This is a genomic window from Streptomyces lydicus, from assembly GCF_000717345.1.
Classification (GTDB): Bacteria; Actinomycetota; Actinomycetes; order Streptomycetales; family Streptomycetaceae; genus Streptomyces; species Streptomyces lydicus.
In genome coordinates, this window is the sequence record NZ_JNZA01000020.1 from 77,135 (window position 1) to 98,476 (window position 21,342).

Below are 21,342 nucleotides of genomic sequence, written 5' to 3' on the forward strand. Positions count from 1 at the left end.
TCCTCCATGATCAACACATACGTCTGGTGATTAAGTGTCCCCCACGCAGGTGTGTGGTGGCGAAAGGGGCTGGTCCGAGGTGCCGGAGACCAGAACATGGCAGGTCAGATGGCGGTCGGCGCAGCGTTCCGCGCGGGCGGCGACGCGCGCGGCGGTGCGGACCGCCCGGGCGGCGGCCGACGCCGCGCGGCAGACCTGGCAGGCCACACCGCGCCACACCCAGCAGACCTGGCGGCTGACGGTTGTCTCCGCAGCCACCGGTCTTGCGGTCGCGATCGTCGCGGTGGCGGCGGCCGGCCCGTGGGACTCGGGTCAGCGTACGGCCGAGCGCACCGAGGCGGCTGTTGTGGACGGTTCCAGTGGCGAGCATCACGCCGCGATCCCGTCCCGGCCGGCGCCCAGCGCGCCGCCGGTGCTGCCCGCGCTCGGCGTCCCCACCGCCGGGACGGCCGGCCGGGGCGCGGCACCGGCCCCCACCGACGCCGGCCTGGCCGACGCCCTGGCGCCGCTGCTCAAGGACCCGGCGCTGGGGTCGCTGCGCACCGCCTCCGTCCTCGACGTCGCCGGCCGCCGCCAGGTCTTCGGCGCGGGCCAGGACAAGGCCGCCACCCCCGCCTCCACGGTCAAACTCGCCACCGCCGTCGCCGCGCTGGCCACCCGCGGCCCCGACCACCGCATCGACACCACCGCCGTGCTGGCCGGCAAGGACCGCGTCGTGCTGGTGGGCGGCGGCGACCCCACCCTGACCGCCCGCGCCCCGCGGCCGGACGCCGCCGAGCAGCCCGCCAGCCTGCGGGCGCTCGCCGAGGCAACCGCCCGGGCGCTCCACAAGCGCCACCTCACCACCGTCGGCCTCGGCTACGACGCGTCCGCCTACACGGGCCCCGTCGAGCACCCCATCGGCCCCAACGAGAACATCGCCCCCGTCACCGCCCTGATGACCGACGAGGCGCGCCTCGACGACAGCGACCACGGCCCCGCACCGCGCGAGACGGACCCGGCCGGTGCCGCCGCCCGCACCTTCGCCGACCTCCTCCACGAGTACGGCATCACCGTCGACGGCGCCCCCGCCGCCGCCGAGGCCCCCGCGAAGCCGGAGCGTCTCGCCGCGGTCCACTCGCTGCCGCTGTCGGCCCTCGTCGAGCGGATGCTGACGTACTCCGACAACGACATCGCCGAGGCGCTGGCCCGCCAGACCGCCCTGGGCGCCGGCCGCCCCGCCAGCTTCACCGGCGCCGCCGGAGCGGTTCGCGCCGCCCTGGCCCGCCAGCACCTGCCCCTCGCGGGCGCGGTCTTCGCCGACGGCAGCGGCCTGGACCGCGCCGACAAGGTCTCCGCCGACCTGCTCGCCCACCTCCTGCTCCAGGCGTCCGACCCGGGCCAGCCCGCCCTGCGCCCGGTGGTCACCGGCCTGCCGGTCGCCGCCTTCACCGGCACCCTCAGCAACCGCTACACGGGCCAGAGCGCGGGCGCCGGCGCCGTACGGGCCAAGACGGGCACCCTCACCGGCGTGAACACCCTCGCCGGCACGGTCGTCGACGCCGACGGCCGCCTGCTGGTCTTCTCCTTCATGACCTCCGGCACGACGGACCCCCAGGGCGCGCAGAAGGCACTCGACAACTTGGCCTCGGCGGTCGCGAACTGTGGGTGTCGATAGCGCACGTGTTTGTCCGTCCCGCCGTGGTGGTTTCTCGCCGTGGCGCCTGCGGCGGGCTGGGTTGTTGTTGGGTGCGGTGCCGCTCCTCCGGACTTCGTCCTGCGGCGCGGCCCCTCCCGTAGGGGGTAGGAAATGGCCGGTGGGGGCGGGCGTCTTACGGACGCTCGCCCCCCGGCCTTCAACTTTTCCTCCCACGGGAGGGGACGGGCCGGAGGGGCCTGTTCTGTGGACGTAAAGCGAAGCAGTCCACAGAACAGGCCCCGGAGGTCCGTCACCGCACCCAGCACCCACCCGGCCCGCCGCAGGCGCAACGGCGAGCAACAACCACAGCGGGAAAGCCAACAACGTGGGAGTCAAAACCCACGGCGCCCACGTACGGTGAACTCATGACGAGCATCGGTGGGACCGAGATGGTCGACTGGAATCTCGCGGCCGCGACCGCGACCCGGTTCGTGCGGCCGGGGCCTGAGGTGAGCCGGGACGAGGCGCGCGCGATCGTCGCCGAGTTGCGCCGGCACGCCAAGGCGTCCGAGGCGCATGTGCGGGCCTTCACGCGGATGGCACAGCCGGACGCGACGGGCGAGGAGCCGCACGACACCCCCGTCCTGGTCGTGGACCGGCCCGGCTGGATCCGGGCGAACGTCGCCGGGTTCCGGGCCGTGCTCAAGCCGCTGCTGGCCAAGATGGAGGACCGCCGCTCGACGCTGCCCGGTGGCGCGGTGCTCGGCGCGGTCGGCGGCAAGGTGACCGGCGTGGAGCTGGGCATGCTGCTGTCGTTCCTGGCGTCGCGGGTCCTCGGCCAGTACGAGACCTTCGCCCCGGCCTCCCGCGCCCTGCCCGCCGCCGCGCAGGGCGGCCGGCTGCTGCTCGTCGCGCCGAACATCGTCCACGTGGAGCGCGAGCTCGAGGTGGACCCGCACGACTTCCGGCTGTGGGTGTGCCTCCACGAGGAGACGCACCGTACGCAGTTCACCGCCGTGCCCTGGCTGCGCGACCACATCGAGGGCGAGATCCAGTCGTTCCTCGGGGAGACCGACATCGACCCCGGCACGCTCCTGGAGCGGCTGCGGGAGGCCGCCCAGTCGCTGGCCGGCGCCAAGCCCGAGGGCGAGGAGGGCGAGGACGGCGGCCGCTCCCTCGTCGATCTCGTGCAGACCCCGGCGCAGCGCGAGATCCTCGGGCGGCTGACCGCCGTGATGTCGCTGCTGGAGGGGCACGCCGACTACGTGATGGACGGTGTGGGGCCCGACGTCGTGCCGTCGGTCGCCGAGATCCGGGAGAAGTTCCAGAAGCGCCGGGCCAGCGGCGCCGGCCGGCTCGACCAGGCGCTGCGCAAGCTGCTGGGCCTGGACGCCAAGCTGCGGCAGTACCGCGACGGCGAACGGTTCGTGCGGGCGGTGGCCGAGGAGGTGGGCGTGGACGGTTTCAACCGTGTGTGGACGTCACCGAACACCCTCCCCACCAAACAAGAGATCGCCAAACCGGCGGACTGGATCGCGCGGGTGCACCGCAAGGCGGACGGGGCACCGTAGGCGAAAGTTGTGAGCTGGGCACGCCGCGTGGCAGTAGAGCGCCCCTTCAATCACCCGTCTGAGGGACCGTTACCGAGGGATAGGCGTGCAATGCTCGGGGAACCGCTCGCCTCTGTCACCATCTAGGCACTCTGTGTGACGAAGGTGCCTCGCTGGCCCGAGGCTCCCCAGCTGAACGATTGGAAACGGACATGGGTCCCCATCCAGCGGTCGCCGCGATACGCCTGGCGGTCCGCCGCGTACTCCACGACGTGCTCAACCACCACTGCGCACAGGACCGGCGCGAGTCCCCGCTCGTGCTCGTCGCGTGCTCCGGCGGCGCCGACTCCATGGCGCTCGCCTCCGCTCTCGCCTTCGAAGCCCCCAAGCTGGGCGTCCGCGCCGGGGGCGTCACCATCGACCACGGGCTCCAGGAGGGCTCCGACCTCCGCGCCGCCGAGGTCGCCCTGCGGATGCGGGCCCTGCGGCTCGACCCCGTGGAGGCCGTCGCGGTCACCGTGGGCCGCGAGGGAGGCCCCGAGGCGGCCGCCCGGGACGCCCGTTACGCCGCCCTCGACGCGGTCGCCGAGCGCCTCGGCGCCGGCGCCGTCCTCCTCGGCCACACCCGCGACGACCAGGCCGAGACGGTCCTCCTCGGCCTCGCCCGCGGCTCCGGCACCCGCTCGCTGTCGGGCATGGCCGCCACCAGCGGACACGGCGGCCGCTACCGCCGGCCCTTCCTCGACGTGGACCGGCAGACCGCCCGCAAGGCGTGCCTGATCCAGTCGCTGCCCGTCTGGGACGACCCGCACAACACCGACCCCGCCTACACCCGCTCCCGGCTCCGCCACGAGGGCCTGCCCGCCCTGGAGAAAGCGCTCGGCAAGGGCGTCGTCGAGGCGCTGGCCCGCACCGCCCAGCTGTCCCGCGACGACGCCGACGCCCTGGACGCCTGGGCCGCCGCGGCCGAGGGCACCGTCCTCGACGACACCGGCACGCTCGATGTCGCCGCCCTGTTCGCCCTGCCGCCCGCCGTGCGCCGGCGGGTGCTGCGCCGGGCGGTGATCGGTGCCGGCTCCCCGGCCGGTTCGCTCTTCGCCCGCCACATCGAGGAAGTGGACCGCCTGATCACGGGCTGGCGGGGGCAGGGAGCCATCAATCTGCCCGGGCGCGTGGGTGTGCGACGGCAGGGTGGCAGACTTGTCATCCGGCAGGGCTGAGCCGCAGACGCCGCCTTGCAGCCGAAGTCTCACGACTGACGTGAACACCGAATCGAGCGAGAGTGGCACGGGTGGACGACAAGGACATGGGCGCCGACCTTCAGTCGGTACTCATCACCAAGGAAGAGATCGACGCCAAGCTGGCCGAGCTTGCCGCGAAGATCGATGCGGAGTACGCGGGCAAGGACCTGCTCATCATCGGCGTCCTCAAGGGCGCGGTGATGGTGATGGCGGACCTGGCGCGCGCGCTGTCCTCCCCCGTCACGATGGACTGGATGGCGGTGTCCTCCTACGGGGCGGGCACCCAGTCCTCCGGTGTGGTCCGCATCCTCAAGGACCTGGACACCGACATCAAGGGCAAGCACGTCCTGATCGTCGAGGACATCATCGACTCGGGCCTGACGCTGTCGTGGCTGCTGTCGAACCTCGGCTCGCGTGAGCCGGCGTCGCTGGAGGTGTGCACGCTGCTGCGCAAGCCGGACGCGGCCAAGGTGGCCATCGACGTGAAGTGGATCGGCTTCGACATCCCCAACGAGTTCGTCGTCGGCTACGGCCTGGACTTCGCGGAGAAGTACCGGAACCTGCCGTTCGTCGGTACTCTCGCGCCCCACGTCTACGGGGGCTGAACAGCTTTCGCGGGCCGGCGGGAACCCTTCGGGGCTTCCCGCCGTTGGAGCAGGGAGAGCGGAATCCTCGGCTGCATGTTCACCGTCGGCGCAGGCGCCGGGTGACAATGCTGGGGTACCGTCCGAAGGCAGTTCTTTTTTCGGGCCAGTAATACACCGTACGCACGACCAACCCACCCAAGGGCGTTGTGCCTCACTGTGGCAGGAGGGACGGGGCCGCAAACGGCTCCGTATGGATGGACGTGAAGCGATACTTCCGTGGGCCGGTCATGTGGATCGTGCTGGCCGTCCTCGCCGTGGTCGTGTTGATGCAGGTCGTCGGCTCGTCCGGCGGCTACAAGACGGTGGACACCGGTCAGGTCGTCAAGGCGATCGCTGACAACAAGGTGAAGTCCGCCGAGCTGACGACCGGTGACGAGAACAAGATCAAGATTGAGCTGTCGGGCTCCAACAAGATTGAGGGCTCCAACAAGCTCCAGGCGAGCTACATCGGCGACCAGGGCGTCGACCTGGCGAAGAACCTGCAGGCCAAGTACCAGACCGGCGAGATCAAGGACGGGTACACCGTCTCCCCGTCGAAGCAGAACCCGTTCGTCGGCGTGCTGCTCTCGCTGCTTCCCTTCGTCCTCATCGTGGTCGTCTTCCTGTTCCTGATGAACCAGATGCAGGGCGGCGGCTCCCGGGTGATGAACTTCGGGAAGTCGAAGGCGAAGCTGATCACCAAGGACACCCCCAAGACGACGTTCGCGGACGTCGCCGGGTCGGACGAGGCGGTCGAGGAACTCCACGAGATCAAGGAGTTCCTGCAGGAGCCGGCGAAGTTCCAGGCCGTCGGCGCCAAGATTCCCAAGGGCGTGCTGCTGTACGGCCCGCCCGGAACGGGCAAGACGCTGCTGGCGCGCGCCGTCGCCGGCGAGGCAGGCGTCCCGTTCTACTCGATCTCCGGTTCCGACTTCGTCGAGATGTTCGTCGGTGTCGGTGCCTCCCGGGTCCGTGACCTGTTCGAGCAGGCCAAGGCGAACGCCCCGGCGATCGTCTTCGTCGACGAGATCGACGCCGTCGGCCGGCACCGCGGTGCGGGCCTGGGCGGTGGCCACGACGAGCGTGAGCAGACCCTCAACCAGCTGCTGGTCGAGATGGACGGCTTCGACGTCAAGGGCGGCGTGATCCTCATCGCCGCGACGAACCGCCCGGACATCCTCGACCCGGCGCTGCTGCGCCCCGGCCGCTTCGACCGGCAGATCGCCGTCGACCGTCCGGACCTGCAGGGCCGTCTGGAGATCCTCAAGGTTCACCAGAAGGGCAAGCCGGTCGCCCAGGACGTCGACCTGTCGGCCGTCGCGAAGCGCACCCCCGGCTTCACCGGTGCCGATCTGTCGAACGTCCTGAACGAGGCCGCCCTGCTGACGGCCCGCAGCGACCAGAAGCTGATCAACAACCACTTCCTGGACGAGGCGATCGACCGCGTCGTGGCCGGCCCGCAGAAGCGGACCCGGATCATGTCCGAGAAGGAGAAGAAGATCACCGCGTACCACGAGGGCGGACACGCCCTGGTCGCGGCGGCCTCACCGAACTCCGACCCGGTCCACAAGATCACGATCCTGTCCCGCGGCCGGGCCCTGGGCTACACCATGGTGCTGCCCGACGAGGACAAGTACTCCACCACCCGCAACGAGATGCTCGACCAGCTGGCGTACATGCTGGGCGGCCGCGCGGCGGAGGAGCTGGTCTTCCACGACCCGACCACGGGCGCCGCGAACGACATCGAGAAGGCGACCGCCACGGCCCGCGCGATGGTCACGCAGTACGGCATGACCGAGCGGCTCGGTGCGATCAAGTTCGGCACCGACAACTCCGAGCCCTTCCTGGGCCGTGAGATGGGTCACCAGCGCGACTACTCCGAGGAGGTCGCCGCGCTGGTCGACGAGGAGGTCAAGAAGCTCATCGAGACCGCGCACAACGAGGCGTGGGAGATCCTGGTCGAGAACCGCGACATCCTCGACAACCTCGTGTTGACGCTCCTGGAGAAGGAGACGCTCAACAAGGAGGAGATCGCCGAGCTCTTCAAGCACGTGGTCAAGCGCCCCGCGCGCCCCGCGTGGACCGGCTCGTCGCGCCGTACGCCCTCCAGCCGCCCGCCGGTGCTGTCGCCCAAGGAGCTGGCCCCGGCCAACGGCTCCGTGACGACCTCGGCCACCGTCTCGACGGAGAAGGCGGACGCTCCGGAGGAGCCGCGCACCGAGAGCTGAGTGCCGGCGGCCCCACCGGACCCGGAATAAATGCCGCGCCCCCCAGGTTTAGCCTGGGGGGCGCGGCATTCCCGCGAGACAGCCGCGCTGCCGCGCGGGCGCAGAAGGAACGAGGCACCACATGACCGACCCTGTGACGCTGGGCGTCGATGGCAAGATCGGCGAGTTCGACGAGAAGCGCGCCGAGAACGCCGTCCGCGAGCTGCTCATCGCCGTGGGCGAGGACCCGGACCGCGAGGGCCTGCTGGAGACCCCCGCGCGGGTGGCTCGGGCCTACAAGGAGATCTTCGCCGGCCTGTGGCAGAAGCCCGAGGACGTGCTGACGACCACCTTCGACCTCGGTCACGACGAGATGGTGCTGGTCAAGGACATCGAGCTGGTCTCCAGCTGCGAGCACCACCTGGTGCCCTTCGTCGGGGTGGCCCACGTGGGCTACATCCCGTCCGCCGACGGCAAGATCACCGGGCTGTCGAAGCTGGCCCGGCTGGTCGACGTCTACGCCCGCCGCCCGCAGGTCCAGGAGCGGCTGACCACGCAGATCGCGGACTCCCTGATGGAGATCCTGGAACCGCGCGGGGTGATCGTCGTCATCGAGTGCGAGCACATGTGCATGACCATGCGCGGGGTCCGCAAGCCCGGCGCCAAGACCACCACCTCGGCGGTGCGCGGCCAGCTGCGGGACGCGGCGACCCGCGCCGAGGCGATGAGCCTGATACTCGCCCGCTGACACGGCTCCGCCGGCGGGGGTTTCCCGCCGGCGGGTGGTGCGGTCGTCAGGCCGTCAGGCCCTCAGGTGGTTGCCCAGCCACTGCAGTGCCGCCGGGATCTCACGGCGCCAGGTGTTGAAGTTGTGGCCGCCGCTGTCGAGGATGATCGACGAGATGCGGGTGGGCGACTTGGTCTGCTCGATGAAGCGCATCGTCTGGTGGTAGTTGCCCTCGCCCTGCTTGCTGCTGGTGACCAGCAGGTTCACCGGGGGAGCGGGCATGTGCCGCTGGCGCCACAGCAGGTTGTTCTCCCGCTGGAGCTTCGAGTCGCCGCCGAAGAGGTCACCGGTGGTGGCGTCCAGGGGCGCCTTGTACGCGCCGGAGAGGGCGACCGCGGTGGAGTACGCCTCCGGGTGGCGCATGGCCATCTTCAGGGCGCAGTAGCCGCCGGTGGAGTCGCCCATGACGCCCCAGCTCTTCGCCTGGCTCCCTATTCGGTAGTGCTCGGCGATGTCCCGGCGCAGGTCCTTGGTGAAGAACGTCTCGGTCTGCGGGCCGTTCGGTATGTCGACGCATTCGGTGTCGCGGGGCGGCGCCACCGTCGGGCGCATCATCACCAGAACGGTCGGCCGCATCGCGTGCTTGCCGAGCAGTTCGTGCTGGGTCTGCGGGAAATGCAGCTTTTTGTACAGTGCCTCCGCGGTGCCCGGATAGCCGGTGAGTACCAGAGCTGCCGGGAATTTCTGCTTCGCGTATTTCTTCTGGAAGTACTGCGGCGGCAGATAGACGAATGCCGGGCTGGCGATCCTGGAATGCTCGCCCTGGATCAGCACCTTGTCGATACGGCCGGCGGACGCGGGCCGCGACCCGTTCTGCACGCTGATCCGCTCGGTTCCCAGCATCCGCAGTTTGGTGCCGTTCGGGCCGGTCTGATAGTTGGTCACCACGCCAGGTTCCTGCTCCTGGCCGAGGAGGTCGGCCCAGGAGGCGTAGAAACCGAACGAGTTGTTGGCGAACAGACCGATCGCGGCGAAGATCGAGAGCTGGGTGGCCAGCAGCAGTCCGACGCGTCCCACGACGGCACGCCAGTTCCCCTTGGACAACCGCGGCCAGAGCCACACAGTGAGGACGAACAGTGCCACCGCGACGAGGACGGCAAGAAGCAGCACTTTCTTGCTGGTGAGACCCATGTGGTGCTTTCTTCCGGGCGGCCGGGTCATCCGTACCGCTGATGGAACCCCGAGCCCTGAAACGCCGTCATACAGGGCGCAAAAAGTCCAGATGCTGCGACAAGGCTCGCACGTTCTCTCGACCGGGGCGACGGGAAAGTGATGTCTGACAGGCTAGATGGCGAAAAGTCGGAGAAGGTTGCGTGGCGAACGCCACGCTGGCTCCGCGGCCCGCGGCCCGAGGCGGTGCCGGGGTTCGTCGGCACGGCCGGCGTGATCGTCGGCCTGCTGAACCTGGCGGCCGGTGTGTTCCCGCGGTTCCGGCACAGCCGGATGCACGCGGTGGCCGAGGTGCTGCCGGGAGCGGTGAGCCCGCTGGCGGCGGCCGCCTCCATCGTCGTCGGCATCCTGCTGCTCCTGCTGGCCCACGGACTCAAACGGCGTAAACGGCGGGCGTGGGTGGCGGCGGTGGCGCTGCTGCCGGTCGGTATCGCCGCGCAGCTCGGCTACCGCCACTCCGTCTTCGGAGCGGTGCTGTCGCTGGCGCTGCTGGTGTTCCTGGTGTGGCACCGCAAGGAATTCGCGGCGCTGCCGGACCCGCGCAGCCGCTGGAAGGCGCTGGCCAACCTGGTCGTGCTCGGCGGCGCCGGCTTCGCCATCGGCATGGTGATCGTCAGCTCCCACCCCCACAAGATCGTCGGCTCGCCGTCCTTCGCGCAGCGCGCCGAGCACGTCCTGTGGGGCATGTTCGGCTTCGAGGGCCCCATCGGCTACACCAACCAGGTCGACTACACCGTCGGCTACTCCCTCGGCGCACTGGGCCTGCTGACCGTCGCCACCACCGCGTACCTCGCCTTCCGGCCCGAGCACCCGGCGGCCCGGCTGACCGAGGACGACGAGGCGCGGCTGCGCGAGCTGCTCGCCGGGCACGGCGCCCGGGACTCGCTCGGCTACTTCGCGCTGCGCCGCGACAAGGGCGCGGTCTTCTCCCCGTCCGGCAAGGCCGCGGTCTGCTACCGGGTGATCTCCGGCGTGATGCTCGCCAGCGGCGACCCGATAGGCGACGTCGAGGCGTGGCCGGGCGCCATCGAGCGCTTCATGGAGGAGGCCCGGGCGCACTCCTGGACGCCCGCGGTCACCGGCTGCAGCGAGACCGGCGGCCAGGTGTGGACCCGGGAGACCGGCATGGACGCGCTGGAGCTCGGCGACGAGGCGATCGTCGACGTCGCCGGCTTCACCCTCAGCGGGCGCGCGATGCGCAACGTGCGGCAGATGGTCAAGCGCATCGAGCGCAACGGGTACCACACCCGGGTGCGGCGGGTGCGCGACCTGGAGCCCGAGGAACTGGCCCGGCTCCAGCAGGCCGCGAACGACTGGCGGGACACCGACACCGAGCGCGGCTTCTCGATGGCGCTCGGCCGGATCGACGCGGTGACCGACGGCGACGCGGTGATCGCCACCGCCCATCTGCCGGCCGGCGAGGGCGAGGAGCCGGGGCCGTACGGGGACCTGAAGGCGATGCAGCACTTCGTGCCGTGGGGCGACAGCGGGATCTCGCTGGAGCTGATGCGGCGCGACCGCAGCGCCGACCCGGGCATGAACGAGCTGCTGATCGTCGCGGCGCTGCAGGCGGCGCCCGACCTCGGGATCAAGCAGGTCTCGCTGAACTTCGCGGTCTTCCGCTCGTCCCTGGAACGCGGCGAGAAGCTCGGCGCGGGGCCGGTCATCCGGATCTGGCGCGGGACGCTGATCTTCCTGTCCCGCTGGTACCAGATCGAGTCGCTCTACAAGTTCAACGACAAGTTCCAGCCGCGCTGGGAGCCCCGCTTCGTGGTGTTCCGCAACAGCCGCGACATCCCGCGCATCGGCCTGGCGGCGCTGCAGGCCGAGGGCTATCTGGAGCTGGGCCTGCCGCGCGTACTGCGGCGCAGGAAGCCCGCGGAGCCGCGGCCGTGCGCGCACGTCGTGGAGCGGGCGCGGACCGCGGGCGCGGTCGAACCGGCCGCCTGACGCACACCGGCGGACGCCGGCGGGCGGTGCGGTCGCCGCACGCGGTGGCCGCAATCCGGCCGGTCGGCACACGGCCTACGCTGGTGCCATGAGTACCTTGCGTGGCCGGGTGGCCGGACTGCCGGACTGGGACCGCTGCGCGGTGATGGGCGTCGTGAATGTGACGCCCGATTCGTTCTCCGACGGCGGGGAGTGGTTCGACACCGAACTCGCCGTCAAACACGGCCTGGACCTGGTGGCGCAGGGCGCCGACCTGGTCGATGTGGGCGGCGAGTCCACCCGGCCGGGCGCGGCGCGGGTCGACGAGGCCGAGGAGCTGCGCCGGGTCGTCCCGGTCGTACGGGAGCTGGCCGCGGCCGGCGTGGTGGTCTCCGTCGACACCATGCGGGCGTCCGTCGCCGAGCAGGCGGTCGAGGCCGGGGCGCAGCTCGTCAACGACGTCAGCGGGGGCGCCGCCGACCCGGCCATGGTGCCGGTGGTGGCCGCCCACCACGTCCCGTTCGTGGTGATGCACTGGCGCGGCCAGTCCATCGACATGAACAACCGTGCCGTCTACGGGGACGTGGTCGCCGAGGTCGTCGACGAACTGGGACGGTCCGTGGAGCGCGCGGTGGCCGGCGGCATCGACCCCGACCGGATCGTCGTCGATCCCGGTCTGGGCTTCGCCAAGGCGGCCGAGCACGACCTCGCGCTGGTCGCCCACCTGTCGCGGCTGCGGGCACTGGGCCGGCCCCTGCTGGTGGCGGCATCGAGGAAACGGTTCCTGGGCAGGGTGCTGGCGGGCGGCGCGGAAGCCGCCCCGCCGCCCGCTCGGGAGCGGGATGCCGCGACGGCGGCGGTGTCGGCGATCGTGGCGCGAGAGGGGGCCTGGGCGGTGCGGGTGCACGAGGTCAGGGCGAGCGCGGACGCGGTACGGGTGGCCCGTGCCGTGGAGAGCGCGACGGCCGGTGACGGCGGGACGAGCGGGACGACGGCGAATTCGACGGGAACGGTGTGAGCGGCTTGGGCCCACGGACGGACATCGAGCTGGTCGAGCAGGCCAACACGACCCTGTACGAGACCATCGAGCGCGGCGATCACGAGGCGCTGGCCGAGCTGTGGCTGGACGGTCAGGTGAGCGTGGTCCACCCCGGCTGGCCGGTGCTGCGGGGGCGCGGCGAGGTGCTGCGCTCGTACGCCCTGATCATGGCGAACACCGAGTACATCCAGTTCTTCCTGACGGACGTCGAGATCGATGTCATCGGTGACACCGCCCTGGTGACCTGCACCGAGAACATCCTCAGCGGCGGCCCCGCGGAGGACGACGGGTCGGTGGGACCGCTGATCGGCCAGCTGGTCGTGGCGACCAATGTCTTCCGGCGTACGGAGGACGGCTGGCGGGTGTGGTCGCACCACGGGTCGCCGGTGCTGGCGGACCGGGACGACGACGAGGACGAGGACGGCGAGGGCGGGGGACTCGGCGAGGGCGACGGCGACGAGGGCGTCCTCTGAGGCGGTCCGCCGGGCCCTTGAGCCGGTCCGTTGGGCGCTTGTGACGGCGTACGGCCGCACGCCGCGCGGCCGTACGTCTCATGATCCGGTCGGCCGGGCGTGTGAACCTTGCCATGGCTGCCCGCTCTTGCGCTCCCGGCGGCGGGGTGCGCACGGCGTCAGCGGGGTACGTCAGCCATCCGGGCGAGGGCGCACCCGTTCGAGCCAAGTGCGGCACGGGTAGGGGTGGGGCGCGCGGAGGGGGGTAAGAGGCCGCGCGGACGATCTCCCGGCCCGCTGGCTGTGCCGCGCTTAGCAGCAGGACGGGGACATGTCCATAGCCCCCGTGGGCGAGGACTGTCGGTGCTCGAAGGTAGATTCGATGGCGGGGCAGTGTTGCCGGATCGCTCCGGACGCCTGCCCGGAACCGACGAACAGTGGCGCCAGAGGTGCCGTGGACCAGTGGGAGTGATTCGCGTGGATCGTGTCGCGCTGCGTGGGCTGAAGGCCCGGGGCCACCACGGGGTGTTTCCCCGTGAGCGCGAGGAAGGCCAGACCTTCATCGTCGACCTGGTTCTCGGTCTGGACACCCGCCAGGCGGCAGCCTCGGACGATCTCGCGAAGACCGTGCACTACGGCGTCGTGGCCGAGGAGGTGGTGGCCGTCGTGGAGGGCGAGCCCGTCGACCTCATCGAGACCCTGGCGGAGCGCATCGCCGACCAGTGCCTCAAGCACGCGGGCGTGCAGGAAGTGGAGGTGGTGGTGCACAAGCCGGACGCGCCGATCACCGTCCCCTTCGACGACGTGACCATCACCATCACTCGGAGTCGAGTACATGAACACCAGCAGTGACCCGACCGTTCAGCCGGTGCCCGCCTCCGTCGTGGAGCAGGTGGACGCCGCCGATGTGACGCTCTCCAACCCCAAACGCGCCGTGATCTCTCTCGGCAGCAACCTCGGCAACCGCCTGGAGACCCTCCAGGGTGCCGTCGACGCGCTGGAGGACACCCCTGGCCTGCGCGTCAAGGCGGTCTCGCCGGTGTACGAGACCGAGCCGTGGGGCGTGGACGCCGCCAGCCAGCCGTCGTACTTCAACGCCGTGGTGCTGATCAAGACGACGCTGCCGCCGGAGTCCCTCCTGGAGCGCGGGCACGCGATCGAGGAAGCCTTCGAGCGGGTGCGTGACGAGCGCTGGGGCCCGCGCACGATCGACGTCGACATCGTGGCCTACCAGGACGTCCTCTCCGACGACCCGCTGCTGACGCTGCCGCACCCGCGCGCCCACGAGCGGGCGTTCGTGCTGGTGCCGTGGCTCGACGTCGACCCGGAGGCGGAGGTCCCCGGGCGCGGCGCGGTGGCCGAACTTCTCTCGGCGGTCGGCCGTGCGGGCGTGGTGGCCCGCGCCGACCTGGAACTGCGGCTGCCCGAGTAGCCGTTAGGGTTGCGGGTCGGCTGCGCGGGAAGCGGCTCCGTACGGCGGGTAGGCGTACGGAGTGGTGCCATGCGGGAGGTATGCCTACGCAGCGGACAACGCGGCCATAACGGCAAGATGGTCGTGACGGCAGGGATGGTCATGACGGTGCGAGGGGCGATCGCTCGGTGAAGCAGCTACACATCAAGGTGCTGGTCGGGCTGTTCCTGGCGGCCGGCGTGCTGGCCTGGGGAGTCGCCAGGCTGTGGGACTCCTTCGGGACCCTGCCCAGCGTTCCGGTGGCCGCGCCGATCGTGCTGGCGCTGATCGCCGCCGTGCTCGCCGCCACCGCGCTCGCGCTCCGCGCGCGGCTGCGCGCCCAGCGCGAGCGGCGGCCCGGGGCGAAGGGCGTCGACCCGCTGGTGGCCGCCCGAGCGGTGGTCTTCGGGCAGGCCAGCGCGCTGGTCGCCTCGCTGGTCGCCGGGCTCTACGGCGGTGTCGGCGTCTTCCTGCTGACCTCCGGCCTCGATGTGGACCCGCGCCGCGACCAGGCGATCTACGCCGGTCTGTCGGTGCTCGCCGGCGCCGCGGTGGTCGCCGCGGCGATCTTCCTGGAGAGGGTCTGCAAACTGCCGGACGACGACGGCAACGGCGGGGCCGACGCGACGGTGTGACCCGCTGGGCCTGCGGGGCCTGCCGACGCCACCGAGCCGGCCGGGCCTGCCGAGGCACGCTGATCTGTTGAACCTCCGGCCCGGTGTCGGGCGCGCCCGCCGCGGCGACCCGCCGGTGGTCAGGCGCCGCCGGGGCCCGGGACCGTGTCGAGCGCGACCCCGCCGCGCGGCACGTCCGTGGCGTCGGCGGTGGTGGAGCGGCGCAGCGCGCCGTGCAGCCCGGCGGGCGTCAGGACGCCGAGATGGCGGTCGCCGTCCCGTACCGCTATCCAGCCGGCGTCGTGCTGGAGCAGCGCGCTGAGCGCCTGCTTGAGGGGCGCGCCGAGCGGTACCCAGGCGTCCATCGGCCGCGCGTACGCACGGACGGTGCTCCCGGACCCGGACCCGGCCGGTGCCGCGGGCCCGGTGCCCGTGCCCGATGTCGTTTCCCCGCCCGCTCCGCCGCCGTTCAGGGCCGCGGCCGCGACCCAGCCGTACGGCGCGCCGTCGGCGTCCAGGACGACCGCCCAGGGCGCGCCCTCGTCGGCCAGCCGGCCGGCGGCGGAGGCCGCGGGGTCGTCGAGCCGGACGACCGGCGGCGCTTCGAGGTCGCCGGGCTCCACCGGGGTGACGGCGAGTCGCTTCAGGCCCCGGTCCGCGCCGACGAACTGCGCGGCATACGGGGTCGCGGGCGCGCCCAGCACCGTCGCGGGGGTGTCGAACTGCTCGATCCGCCCGGCCCCGTACACCGCGATCCGGTCGCCCAGCCGGACCGCCTCCTCGATGTCGTGGGTGACGAAGAGGACCGTCTTGCGGAGCGTGGACTGGAGCCGCAGGAACTCGTTCTGGAGGTGCTCGCGGACGACCGGGTCGACGGCGCCGAACGGCTCGTCCATGAGCAGGACGGGTGGGTCGGCGGCGAGCGCCCTGGCCACCCCGACCCGCTGGCGCTGGCCGCCGGAGAGCTGCTCGGGGTAGCGGTCGCCGTACGCCGACGGGTCCAGGCCGACCAGGTCGAGGAGTTCCGCGGCGCGGGCCCTGGCCTCCTTGCGGGGCCGGCCGAGGAGGTGGGGGACGGTGGCGGTGTTGTCCAGGACGGTCTTGTGGGGGAAGAGGCCGACCTGCTGGATGACGTAGCCGATGCGGCGGCGCAACTGGACGGGGTCGACGGTGGAGATGTCCTCGCCGTCCAGGAAGATCCGCCCGCTGGTGGGCTCGATGAGGCGGTTGACCATCTTCATCGTCGTGGTCTTGCCGCACCCCGAGGGCCCTACGAGCGTGACGAGTTCCCCCTCGGCGACCTCGAAGGTGAGGTCGTCGACGGCGGTGGTGCCGTCGGGGTAGCTCTTGCTGACGTGCTCGAAGCGGATCATTCTTCCCCCTGGTGTGGACGGGGCCATTGTGGCCGGGCGGTCGTGAACGCGGTGTTGCGGGCGGATGGCGATGTGGCCGGTGAGCTGCACGACCGGGGCGATTGTCAGTGGTGGGGTTTAGGGTCGCAGACGGTAATCGAAGAAGTGAGCGAGAGGGCGGGGGAGGTGACGGGCCATGAGCGGCCACGCCGCCGGGCCGAGCTGCCTGGAGACGAACGACTGGATCTGCGGTGAATATCTGCGCACCCGCAGCCAGGAGTTGACCGACGCGACGGTGCAGCACCTCGGCATCACCGCGGTGTCGGTGCTGATCGGGCTGCTGATCGCCTTTCCGCTGGCCCTGCTGGCCAGGAGCCGGCGGGGCGCGGCCGGCCCGGTTCTGGGCCTGACGACGGTGCTCTACACGGTCCCCTCGCTGGCGATGTTCGCCCTGCTGACACCGGTGTTCGGGGTCTCCGCGGCGGTGGTCGTCACGGGCCTGGTGCTGTATTCGCTGACGATCCTGGTGCGCAACATCCTCGCCGGCCTCCAGGCGGTGCCCGCCGAGGTGCGGGAGGCTGCCCGGGGCATGGGGTACGGGCCCGCCCGGCTGCTGCTGGAGGTGGAACTCCCGCTGGCACTGCCGGCGTTGGTGGCCGGTGTGCGGATCGCCACGGTCTCGACGGTGGCGATGACGACCATCGGCTCCGTCGTCGGCTACGGCGGTCTGGGCAATCTCATAGCCAGCGGCATGGAGGGCTTCTTCAAGGCGGAGGTGCTCACCGCGTCGGTGCTGTGCGTGCTGCTGGCGCTGCTCGCCGATCTGCTGCTGATGCTCCTCCAGCGGCTGCTGACGCCCTGGACGCGGGCGCAGGCGCGCGGCGCGGCGCGGGCGCGGCGCGGCGCGCGTGTGGCGAGGGCGGCCGGCTGATGGGGGCGATCGCGGGGGCCTGGCAGTGGCTGACGACGGCCGCCAACTGGGCGGGGGAGAAGGGCGCCTGGCACCGGCTGGCCGAGCACCTGTGGCTCAGCGGCGTGTGTCTGGCGCTGGCCTGCCTGATCGCCCTGCCGGTGGCGCTCTGGCTCGGGCACCTCGGCAAGGGCGGGGCGCTGGCGGTCAGCCTGTCCAACGTGGGGCGGGCGGTGCCCACGTTCGCGGTGCTGGTGCTGCTGACGCTCAGCCCGCTGGGCCGGCACGGGGACTGGCCGACGGTCATCGCGCTGGTGCTGTTCGCGGTGCCGCCTCTGCTGACCAACGCCTATCTGGGCATGCGGGAGGCGGACCGCGATGTCGTCGAGGCCGCCCGCGGGATGGGCATGTCGGGACCGCAGCTCCTGCTGCGGGTGGAGATACCGCTCGCCTACCCGCTGATCATGACCGGTCTGCGGTCCGCCACGGTCCAGGTGGTGGCGACCGCGACGCTGGCCGCGCTGGCCGGCGGCGGGGGCCTGGGCCGCATCATCACCGCCGGCTTCGGCAACTACGACACCGCTCAGGTCGTCGCGGGCGCCCTGCTGGTGGCCGTGCTCGCGCTGGCCGTGGAGGGCACCCTCGTCCTCGCCGAGCGGCTCCTCGACCCGATGCGGGGGCGGCGGCGTGCCGCCCGTAGCGCCTCGGGGCCGCGTACGACGTCGCGCCGGGCTCCGGCCCGGACTGACGCGAGCGGACCCGAACTGATCCGAACGGACTGAATGGTGGCATCCATGAGCAGCACCTCGCGCGCGGCCCGTACCGCGCTCGTCGCGGGCACCGTCGTCGCACTGGCGGCCGGGCTGGCCGCATGCGGTGGCCAGAGCCTGGAGGAGAAGGGCGGTTCCCACGGCAAGGGCGGCAAGGACGAGATCGTCATCGGCTCGGCCGGTTTCACCGAGTCGAAGGTGCTCGCCGAGATCTATTCCCGTCTCCTCTCCGACGCCGGTTACCACACCCGCATACAGACCCTCGCCAATCGCGAGCTGTATGAACCGGCCCTGGAGAAGGGGCAGATCGATGTGGTCCCGGAATACGCCTCCACCCTCGCCGAATTCCTCAACGCGAAGCAGAACGGCGCCAAGGCGAAGCCCGTCGCCTCCAGCGACATCGACAAGACGGTGGCGGCGCTGAAGAAGCTCGCCGTACCGCGCGGACTGAAGGTGCTGCCGGCGGGCTCCGCGACGGATCAGAACGCCTTCGCGGTCAGCAAGAAATTCGCCGCCGAGCACAAGCTGAAGACCCTCTCCGACCTCGGCACTTCCCACCAGAAGATCAAACTCGCCTCGGGTGAGGAGTGCGAGACCCGGGTGTTCTGCAAGCCCGGTCTGGAGAAGACCTACGGCATCGACATCACCGGCCTGGATCCCAAGGGAGTCGGGACGCCGCAGGCCAAGCAGGCGGTCAAGGACGGCACCGACCAGCTGGTCCTCACCACGACCACGGACGCCACCCTCGACAACTTCGGGCTGGTGCTTCTGAAGGACGACAAGAAGCTCCAGAACGCCGACAATGTGCTGCCGGTGGTGAATGCCAAGAGCGCGGGCGACAAGGAGATCGAGACCGCCCTCGGGAAGCTCACGAGTGCGCTGACGACCGAAGACTTGATCAACTTGAACCGCAAGGTCGATGCCGAGCGACTCAAGCCCGCGGATGTCGCACAGGCATTTCTGGAGTCGAAGGGGCTGGTCAAGAAGTAACCAGCGGGAAACGGATCGGCGGGCGGGGCCCCATAGGTCCCGCACGCACGGTAAGTTTCTGGCCATGCCACGAGGACGCCACCGCCATTCACCACCCCTCCACCGGCTGCTTCCTCCCTCGACGGTCGCCGGAGTGTCAATCGCCTGCGCCGCGGGCGCGTGGTTTGTCGGCGACGATCTGGTGCAACGGGTGCTCGCCGCCGGCGCGGCGGCCGCCGCACTCACCGGCGCCGTCCTGCTGCGGTCCTGGGACCGAAAGGCCGGCCGCCGGGTCGCCGAACTCACCCGCGCCCGGGTACGCGACGAGTGGCGCACCGAGGAGCGGATAGCCGAACTCGAAACGGACGTCGAGGAGTCCCGCGAGCTCCGTACCGCCCTGGAGGGCAAACTCCGGGCCAAGCGCGCCGAATTGGCCCGGCTGCGCAGCGAGCACGCCGAGCTGCTGCGCCGCTACGCCACCGCCGAGACCGAGCGGGCCAGCGCCCTGGAGGGCCGCCGCCTGCTCGCCATCGAGGCCACCGCCCCGGCCAAGGCGCTGCCGGCCGTCGCGGGACCGCCGCGGACCCTCGACTCCCTGCGTACCGCGAAGGCCACCGTCCCGGCCCGGCGCGGGCCCGCCGAGGGCCGGGGCCGGCCGGCTCCGGGCACCGCCACCTACGCCCAGGCCGACCAGGCGCTCCGTCAGCTGGCCCGCAACGCCGCCCGGCAGCGCGCCGCCCGCGACGCCGCGCCCGCCTCCGGCGGCAACGCCGCGCAGCGCCCCTCCGGAGGCGCCACGGGCACCCCGCAGGGCCGGGACGGTGACAGCCGGGGGAACGCCCCGGCGGCCGCCGCCGAGCGCACCGGCGGCGCGGACCGGGCCCGTACGGCACCCGGCTCCGCGCTCCGTCCGGTCCCGGCCACCGCCGCCGCCCTCACCCCGGCCCGCCGCACCGCCTCCCGCGAGCTGGGCGGCTTCGACTTCTTCGGCAACGGCAGCGACGCCTCCTCCCGGCAGCTGACCGCGCCGCTGGAGGAGGACCTGGCGGACGTCGTCGGTGAGGAGGCGCTCGCCGAGCAGTCCGCCCGGGCCGAAGGCCGCCACCGGGCCCGTACGCAGGGCCGTCCGCAGCTGCCCGCCGGCAGCGACGAGCGGGCCGACGACGCGCAGACCGACACCGACGAGGACAGCGCCGCCCGGAGCGGCACCGACGCGGCCGGCGCGCTCGTGGCCGACGGTCCGACCACCAGCGGCGCCGGTGAGGTCATCGACCTCACCGCGCACGACGAGACCGAACAGCTCGACGTCGGCGTGCTGCGCAGCGCCATCTCCTGACCGCGACCGCACGGCGCCCGCCGCGCCCGGCCCGCGCCCGTCAGCCCTCGGCCCCGGAGCTCTCCCGAGCACCGGGGCCGAGGGCTTTCACGTTCCGGAGCGTCACGCCCGGGCGGCCGCCCGGGCGTGACAAGGCCGCGCCCTACTTGTCGATGTCGCCCACCACGAAGAACAGCGAGCCGAGAATCGCGACCATGTCGGCGACCAGCGTCCCCGGCAGCAGCTCCACCAGCGCCTGGATGTTGTTGAACGACGCCGAGCGCAGCTTGAGGCGGTACGGCGTCTTGTCCCCCTTGGAGACCAGGTAGTAGCCGTTGATCCCCAGCGGGTTCTCGGTCCACGTGTACGTCGCGCCCTCGGGCGCCTTGAGGACCTTCGGCAGCCGCTGGTTGACCGGCCCCGCCGGCAGCTCCGCCATCCGGTCCAGGCACGCGTCCGCGAGGTCGAGCGCATTGTGGCTCTGCGCCAGCAGGCACTCGAAACGCGCCAGGCAGTCGCCCTCCTGGCGAGTTATCACCTTCAGCGTGGACGCCAGCTCCCCGTACGCCAGGTACGGCTCGTCCCGCCGCAGGTCGAAATCCACACCGGAGGCGCGGGCGATCGGCCCGGACACGCCGTACGCGTGCACCGTCTCCGGCGCGAGCACCCCCACCCCGCGGGTCCGGCCGCGGAAGATCTCATTGCCCAGCACCAGGTTGTCGAAGACGTCCATCCGCGAGCGCACGTCGGCGACGGCCTGCCGGGCCCGGCCGAGCCACCCCGCCGGCAGGTCCTCCTTGAGGCCGCCGACGCGGTTGAACATGTAGTGCATCCGGCCGCCGGACAGCTCCTCCATGACCGCCTGCAGCTCCTCGCGCTCCCGGAACGCGTGGAACACCGGGGTGATGCCGCCCAGCTCCAGCGGGTACGAGCCGAGGAACATCAGATGGTTCAGCACCCGGTTCAGCTCGGCCAGCAGCGTACGCATCCACACCGCGCGCTCGGGCACCTCCATGCCCAGCATCCGCTCGACGGCCATCACCACGCCCAGCTCGTTGGAGAACGCCGACAGCCAGTCGTGCCGGTTGGCGAGCATGACGATCTGGCGGTAGTCGCGCGCCTCGAAGAGCTTCTCGGCACCCCGGTGCATGTACCCGATGACCGGCTCGGCGTGCTGGATGCGCTCCCCGTCCAGGACGAGGCGCAACCGCAGCACACCGTGCGTGGAGGGATGCTGCGGCCCGATGTTCAGCACCATGTCGGTGCTCTCCGCCGCGCCGCCGATGCCGACCGTCGTCTCCGTCATGGGAACAGTCTCGCAGGACACCGCCCCGGCACCCCTG

Annotated in this window: 19 protein-coding genes; 16 read left to right on the forward strand and 3 right to left on the reverse strand. The window is 71.7% G+C overall.

Annotated features, from left to right (window positions below; translation table 11 throughout):
• Window positions 1–79: 79 nt before the first annotated feature.
• The 6 genes from dacB (at window position 80) to folE (ending at window position 7,990) form a co-directional block, all read left to right on the forward strand.
• Entirely contained in the window at window positions 80–1,657 is a 1,578-nt protein-coding gene (gene dacB / locus OO62_RS20500; protein WP_033268945.1) for a D-alanyl-D-alanine carboxypeptidase/D-alanyl-D-alanine endopeptidase, read from the forward strand.
• A gap of 386 nt (window positions 1,658–2,043) precedes the next feature.
• Window positions 2,044–3,189: a zinc-dependent metalloprotease gene (locus OO62_RS20505; protein WP_033268946.1), complete on the forward strand. Its 1,146-nt coding sequence runs from the start codon at window positions 2,044–2,046 to the stop codon at window positions 3,187–3,189.
• Between the two features lie 191 nt (window positions 3,190–3,380).
• On the forward strand, window positions 3,381–4,388 hold the full coding sequence (gene tilS, locus OO62_RS20510; RefSeq protein WP_033268947.1) for a tRNA lysidine(34) synthetase TilS: 1,008 nt from the start codon (window positions 3,381–3,383) through the stop codon (window positions 4,386–4,388).
• Between the two features lie 86 nt (window positions 4,389–4,474).
• Entirely contained in the window at window positions 4,475–5,014 is a 540-nt protein-coding gene (hpt, locus tag OO62_RS20515) for a hypoxanthine phosphoribosyltransferase (RefSeq protein ID WP_033269017.1), read from the forward strand.
• Window positions 5,015–5,250: 236 nt separating this feature from the next.
• A complete protein-coding gene (gene ftsH, locus OO62_RS20520; protein WP_033268948.1) occupies window positions 5,251–7,263 on the forward strand; it encodes an ATP-dependent zinc metalloprotease FtsH in 2,013 nt (670 codons plus the stop codon).
• 121 nt (window positions 7,264–7,384) lie between these two features.
• Window positions 7,385–7,990 carry a GTP cyclohydrolase I FolE gene (folE, locus tag OO62_RS20525; RefSeq protein ID WP_033268949.1) on the forward strand — a complete coding sequence of 202 codons (606 nt, stop codon included), beginning with the start codon at window positions 7,385–7,387 and terminating at the stop codon, window positions 7,988–7,990.
• A 54-nt stretch (window positions 7,991–8,044) separates the two neighbouring features.
• Here the strand turns inward: folE and OO62_RS20530 are convergent, their stop codons facing one another.
• Entirely contained in the window at window positions 8,045–9,160 is a 1,116-nt protein-coding gene (locus OO62_RS20530) for an alpha/beta hydrolase (protein WP_033268950.1), read from the reverse strand.
• A 141-nt stretch (window positions 9,161–9,301) separates the two neighbouring features.
• Between OO62_RS20530 and OO62_RS20535 the strand changes: the two genes are divergently transcribed.
• The 6 genes from OO62_RS20535 to OO62_RS20560 all read left to right on the forward strand — a co-directional run bounded on the left by OO62_RS20535 (window position 9,302) and on the right by OO62_RS20560 (window position 14,704).
• Window positions 9,302–11,149 (forward strand): phosphatidylglycerol lysyltransferase domain-containing protein, encoded by a 1,848-nt coding sequence (locus OO62_RS20535; RefSeq protein ID WP_051733461.1) that lies wholly within the window; start codon window positions 9,302–9,304, stop codon window positions 11,147–11,149.
• Between the two features lie 88 nt (window positions 11,150–11,237).
• Window positions 11,238–12,146, forward strand: a complete 909-nt coding sequence (gene folP / locus OO62_RS20540; RefSeq protein ID WP_033268952.1) for a dihydropteroate synthase — start codon at window positions 11,238–11,240, stop codon at window positions 12,144–12,146.
• Window positions 12,147–12,151: 5 nt separating this feature from the next.
• Complete coding sequence (locus tag OO62_RS20545; RefSeq protein WP_033269018.1) at window positions 12,152–12,640, forward strand: nuclear transport factor 2 family protein; 489 nt, start codon at window positions 12,152–12,154, stop codon at window positions 12,638–12,640.
• 456 nt (window positions 12,641–13,096) lie between these two features.
• Complete coding sequence (gene folB / locus OO62_RS20550) at window positions 13,097–13,471, forward strand: dihydroneopterin aldolase (protein ID WP_033268953.1); 375 nt, start codon at window positions 13,097–13,099, stop codon at window positions 13,469–13,471.
• Window positions 13,455–14,051, forward strand: coding sequence for a 2-amino-4-hydroxy-6-hydroxymethyldihydropteridine diphosphokinase (gene folK, locus OO62_RS20555; RefSeq protein WP_033268954.1), 597 nt, complete (start codon window positions 13,455–13,457; stop codon window positions 14,049–14,051). The genes folB and folK overlap by 17 nt, the downstream gene beginning before the upstream one ends.
• A 167-nt stretch (window positions 14,052–14,218) precedes the next feature.
• Entirely contained in the window at window positions 14,219–14,704 is a 486-nt protein-coding gene (locus OO62_RS20560; RefSeq protein WP_033268955.1) for a DUF3180 domain-containing protein, read from the forward strand.
• A gap of 119 nt (window positions 14,705–14,823) precedes the next feature.
• Here OO62_RS20560 and OO62_RS20565 read toward each other — a convergent pair whose 3' ends face one another.
• Window positions 14,824–16,056 (reverse strand): ABC transporter ATP-binding protein, encoded by a 1,233-nt coding sequence (locus tag OO62_RS20565; protein ID WP_033268956.1) that lies wholly within the window; start codon window positions 16,054–16,056, stop codon window positions 14,824–14,826.
• Between the two features lie 175 nt (window positions 16,057–16,231).
• On the opposite strand from OO62_RS20565, the gene OO62_RS20570 reads away from it, so the two are divergent.
• The 4 genes from OO62_RS20570 to OO62_RS20585 all read left to right on the forward strand — a co-directional run bounded on the left by OO62_RS20570 (window position 16,232) and on the right by OO62_RS20585 (window position 20,020).
• A complete protein-coding gene (locus OO62_RS20570) occupies window positions 16,232–16,966 on the forward strand; it encodes an ABC transporter permease (RefSeq protein ID WP_033268957.1) in 735 nt (244 codons plus the stop codon).
• Window positions 16,966–17,727, forward strand: a complete 762-nt coding sequence (locus tag OO62_RS20575; protein ID WP_033268958.1) for an ABC transporter permease — start codon at window positions 16,966–16,968, stop codon at window positions 17,725–17,727. Before OO62_RS20570 ends, OO62_RS20575 begins: the two co-directional genes overlap by 1 nt.
• Before the next feature lie 12 nt (window positions 17,728–17,739).
• Complete coding sequence (locus OO62_RS20580; RefSeq protein ID WP_033269019.1) at window positions 17,740–18,705, forward strand: ABC transporter substrate-binding protein; 966 nt, start codon at window positions 17,740–17,742, stop codon at window positions 18,703–18,705.
• Window positions 18,706–18,769: 64 nt separating this feature from the next.
• A complete protein-coding gene (locus tag OO62_RS20585) occupies window positions 18,770–20,020 on the forward strand; it encodes a coiled-coil domain-containing protein (protein ID WP_063739036.1) in 1,251 nt (416 codons plus the stop codon).
• 142 nt (window positions 20,021–20,162) lie between these two features.
• On the opposite strand, the gene OO62_RS20590 is transcribed toward OO62_RS20585, so the two are convergent.
• The gene (locus OO62_RS20590) at window positions 20,163–21,305 is read right to left on the reverse strand and encodes an NADH-quinone oxidoreductase subunit D (RefSeq protein ID WP_033268959.1); all 1,143 of its coding nucleotides are present in this window, start codon (window positions 21,303–21,305) and stop codon (window positions 20,163–20,165) included.
• Window positions 21,306–21,342 lie beyond the last annotated feature (37 nt).

What these genes read in the sequence shown, in the direction of transcription:
- folE (WP_033268949.1), top strand. Translation starts at nt 7,385, where the DNA reads ATGACCGACCCTGTGACGCTGGGCGTCGATGGCAAGATCGGCGAGTTC.
- ftsH (WP_033268948.1), top strand. Translation starts at nt 5,251, where the DNA reads ATGGACGTGAAGCGATACTTCCGTGGGCCGGTCATGTGGATCGTGCTG.
- folK (WP_033268954.1), top strand. Translation starts at nt 13,455, where the DNA reads ATGAACACCAGCAGTGACCCGACCGTTCAGCCGGTGCCCGCCTCCGTC.
- OO62_RS20505 (WP_033268946.1), top strand. Translation starts at nt 2,044, where the DNA reads ATGACGAGCATCGGTGGGACCGAGATGGTCGACTGGAATCTCGCGGCC.
- hpt (WP_033269017.1), top strand. Translation starts at nt 4,475, where the DNA reads ATGGGCGCCGACCTTCAGTCGGTACTCATCACCAAGGAAGAGATCGAC.
- OO62_RS20575 (WP_033268958.1), top strand. Translation starts at nt 16,966, where the DNA reads ATGGGGGCGATCGCGGGGGCCTGGCAGTGGCTGACGACGGCCGCCAAC.
- OO62_RS20585 (WP_063739036.1), top strand. Translation starts at nt 18,770, where the DNA reads ATGCCACGAGGACGCCACCGCCATTCACCACCCCTCCACCGGCTGCTT.
- OO62_RS20580 (WP_033269019.1), top strand. Translation starts at nt 17,740, where the DNA reads ATGAGCAGCACCTCGCGCGCGGCCCGTACCGCGCTCGTCGCGGGCACC.
- OO62_RS20530 (WP_033268950.1), bottom strand. Translation starts at nt 9,160, where the DNA reads ATGGGTCTCACCAGCAAGAAAGTGCTGCTTCTTGCCGTCCTCGTCGCG.
- OO62_RS20535 (WP_051733461.1), top strand. Translation starts at nt 9,302, where the DNA reads ATGTCTGACAGGCTAGATGGCGAAAAGTCGGAGAAGGTTGCGTGGCGA.
- OO62_RS20570 (WP_033268957.1), top strand. Translation starts at nt 16,232, where the DNA reads ATGAGCGGCCACGCCGCCGGGCCGAGCTGCCTGGAGACGAACGACTGG.
- OO62_RS20565 (WP_033268956.1), bottom strand. Translation starts at nt 16,056, where the DNA reads ATGATCCGCTTCGAGCACGTCAGCAAGAGCTACCCCGACGGCACCACC.
- tilS (WP_033268947.1), top strand. Translation starts at nt 3,381, where the DNA reads ATGGGTCCCCATCCAGCGGTCGCCGCGATACGCCTGGCGGTCCGCCGC.
- folP (WP_033268952.1), top strand. Translation starts at nt 11,238, where the DNA reads ATGAGTACCTTGCGTGGCCGGGTGGCCGGACTGCCGGACTGGGACCGC.
- OO62_RS20590 (WP_033268959.1), bottom strand. Translation starts at nt 21,305, where the DNA reads ATGACGGAGACGACGGTCGGCATCGGCGGCGCGGCGGAGAGCACCGAC.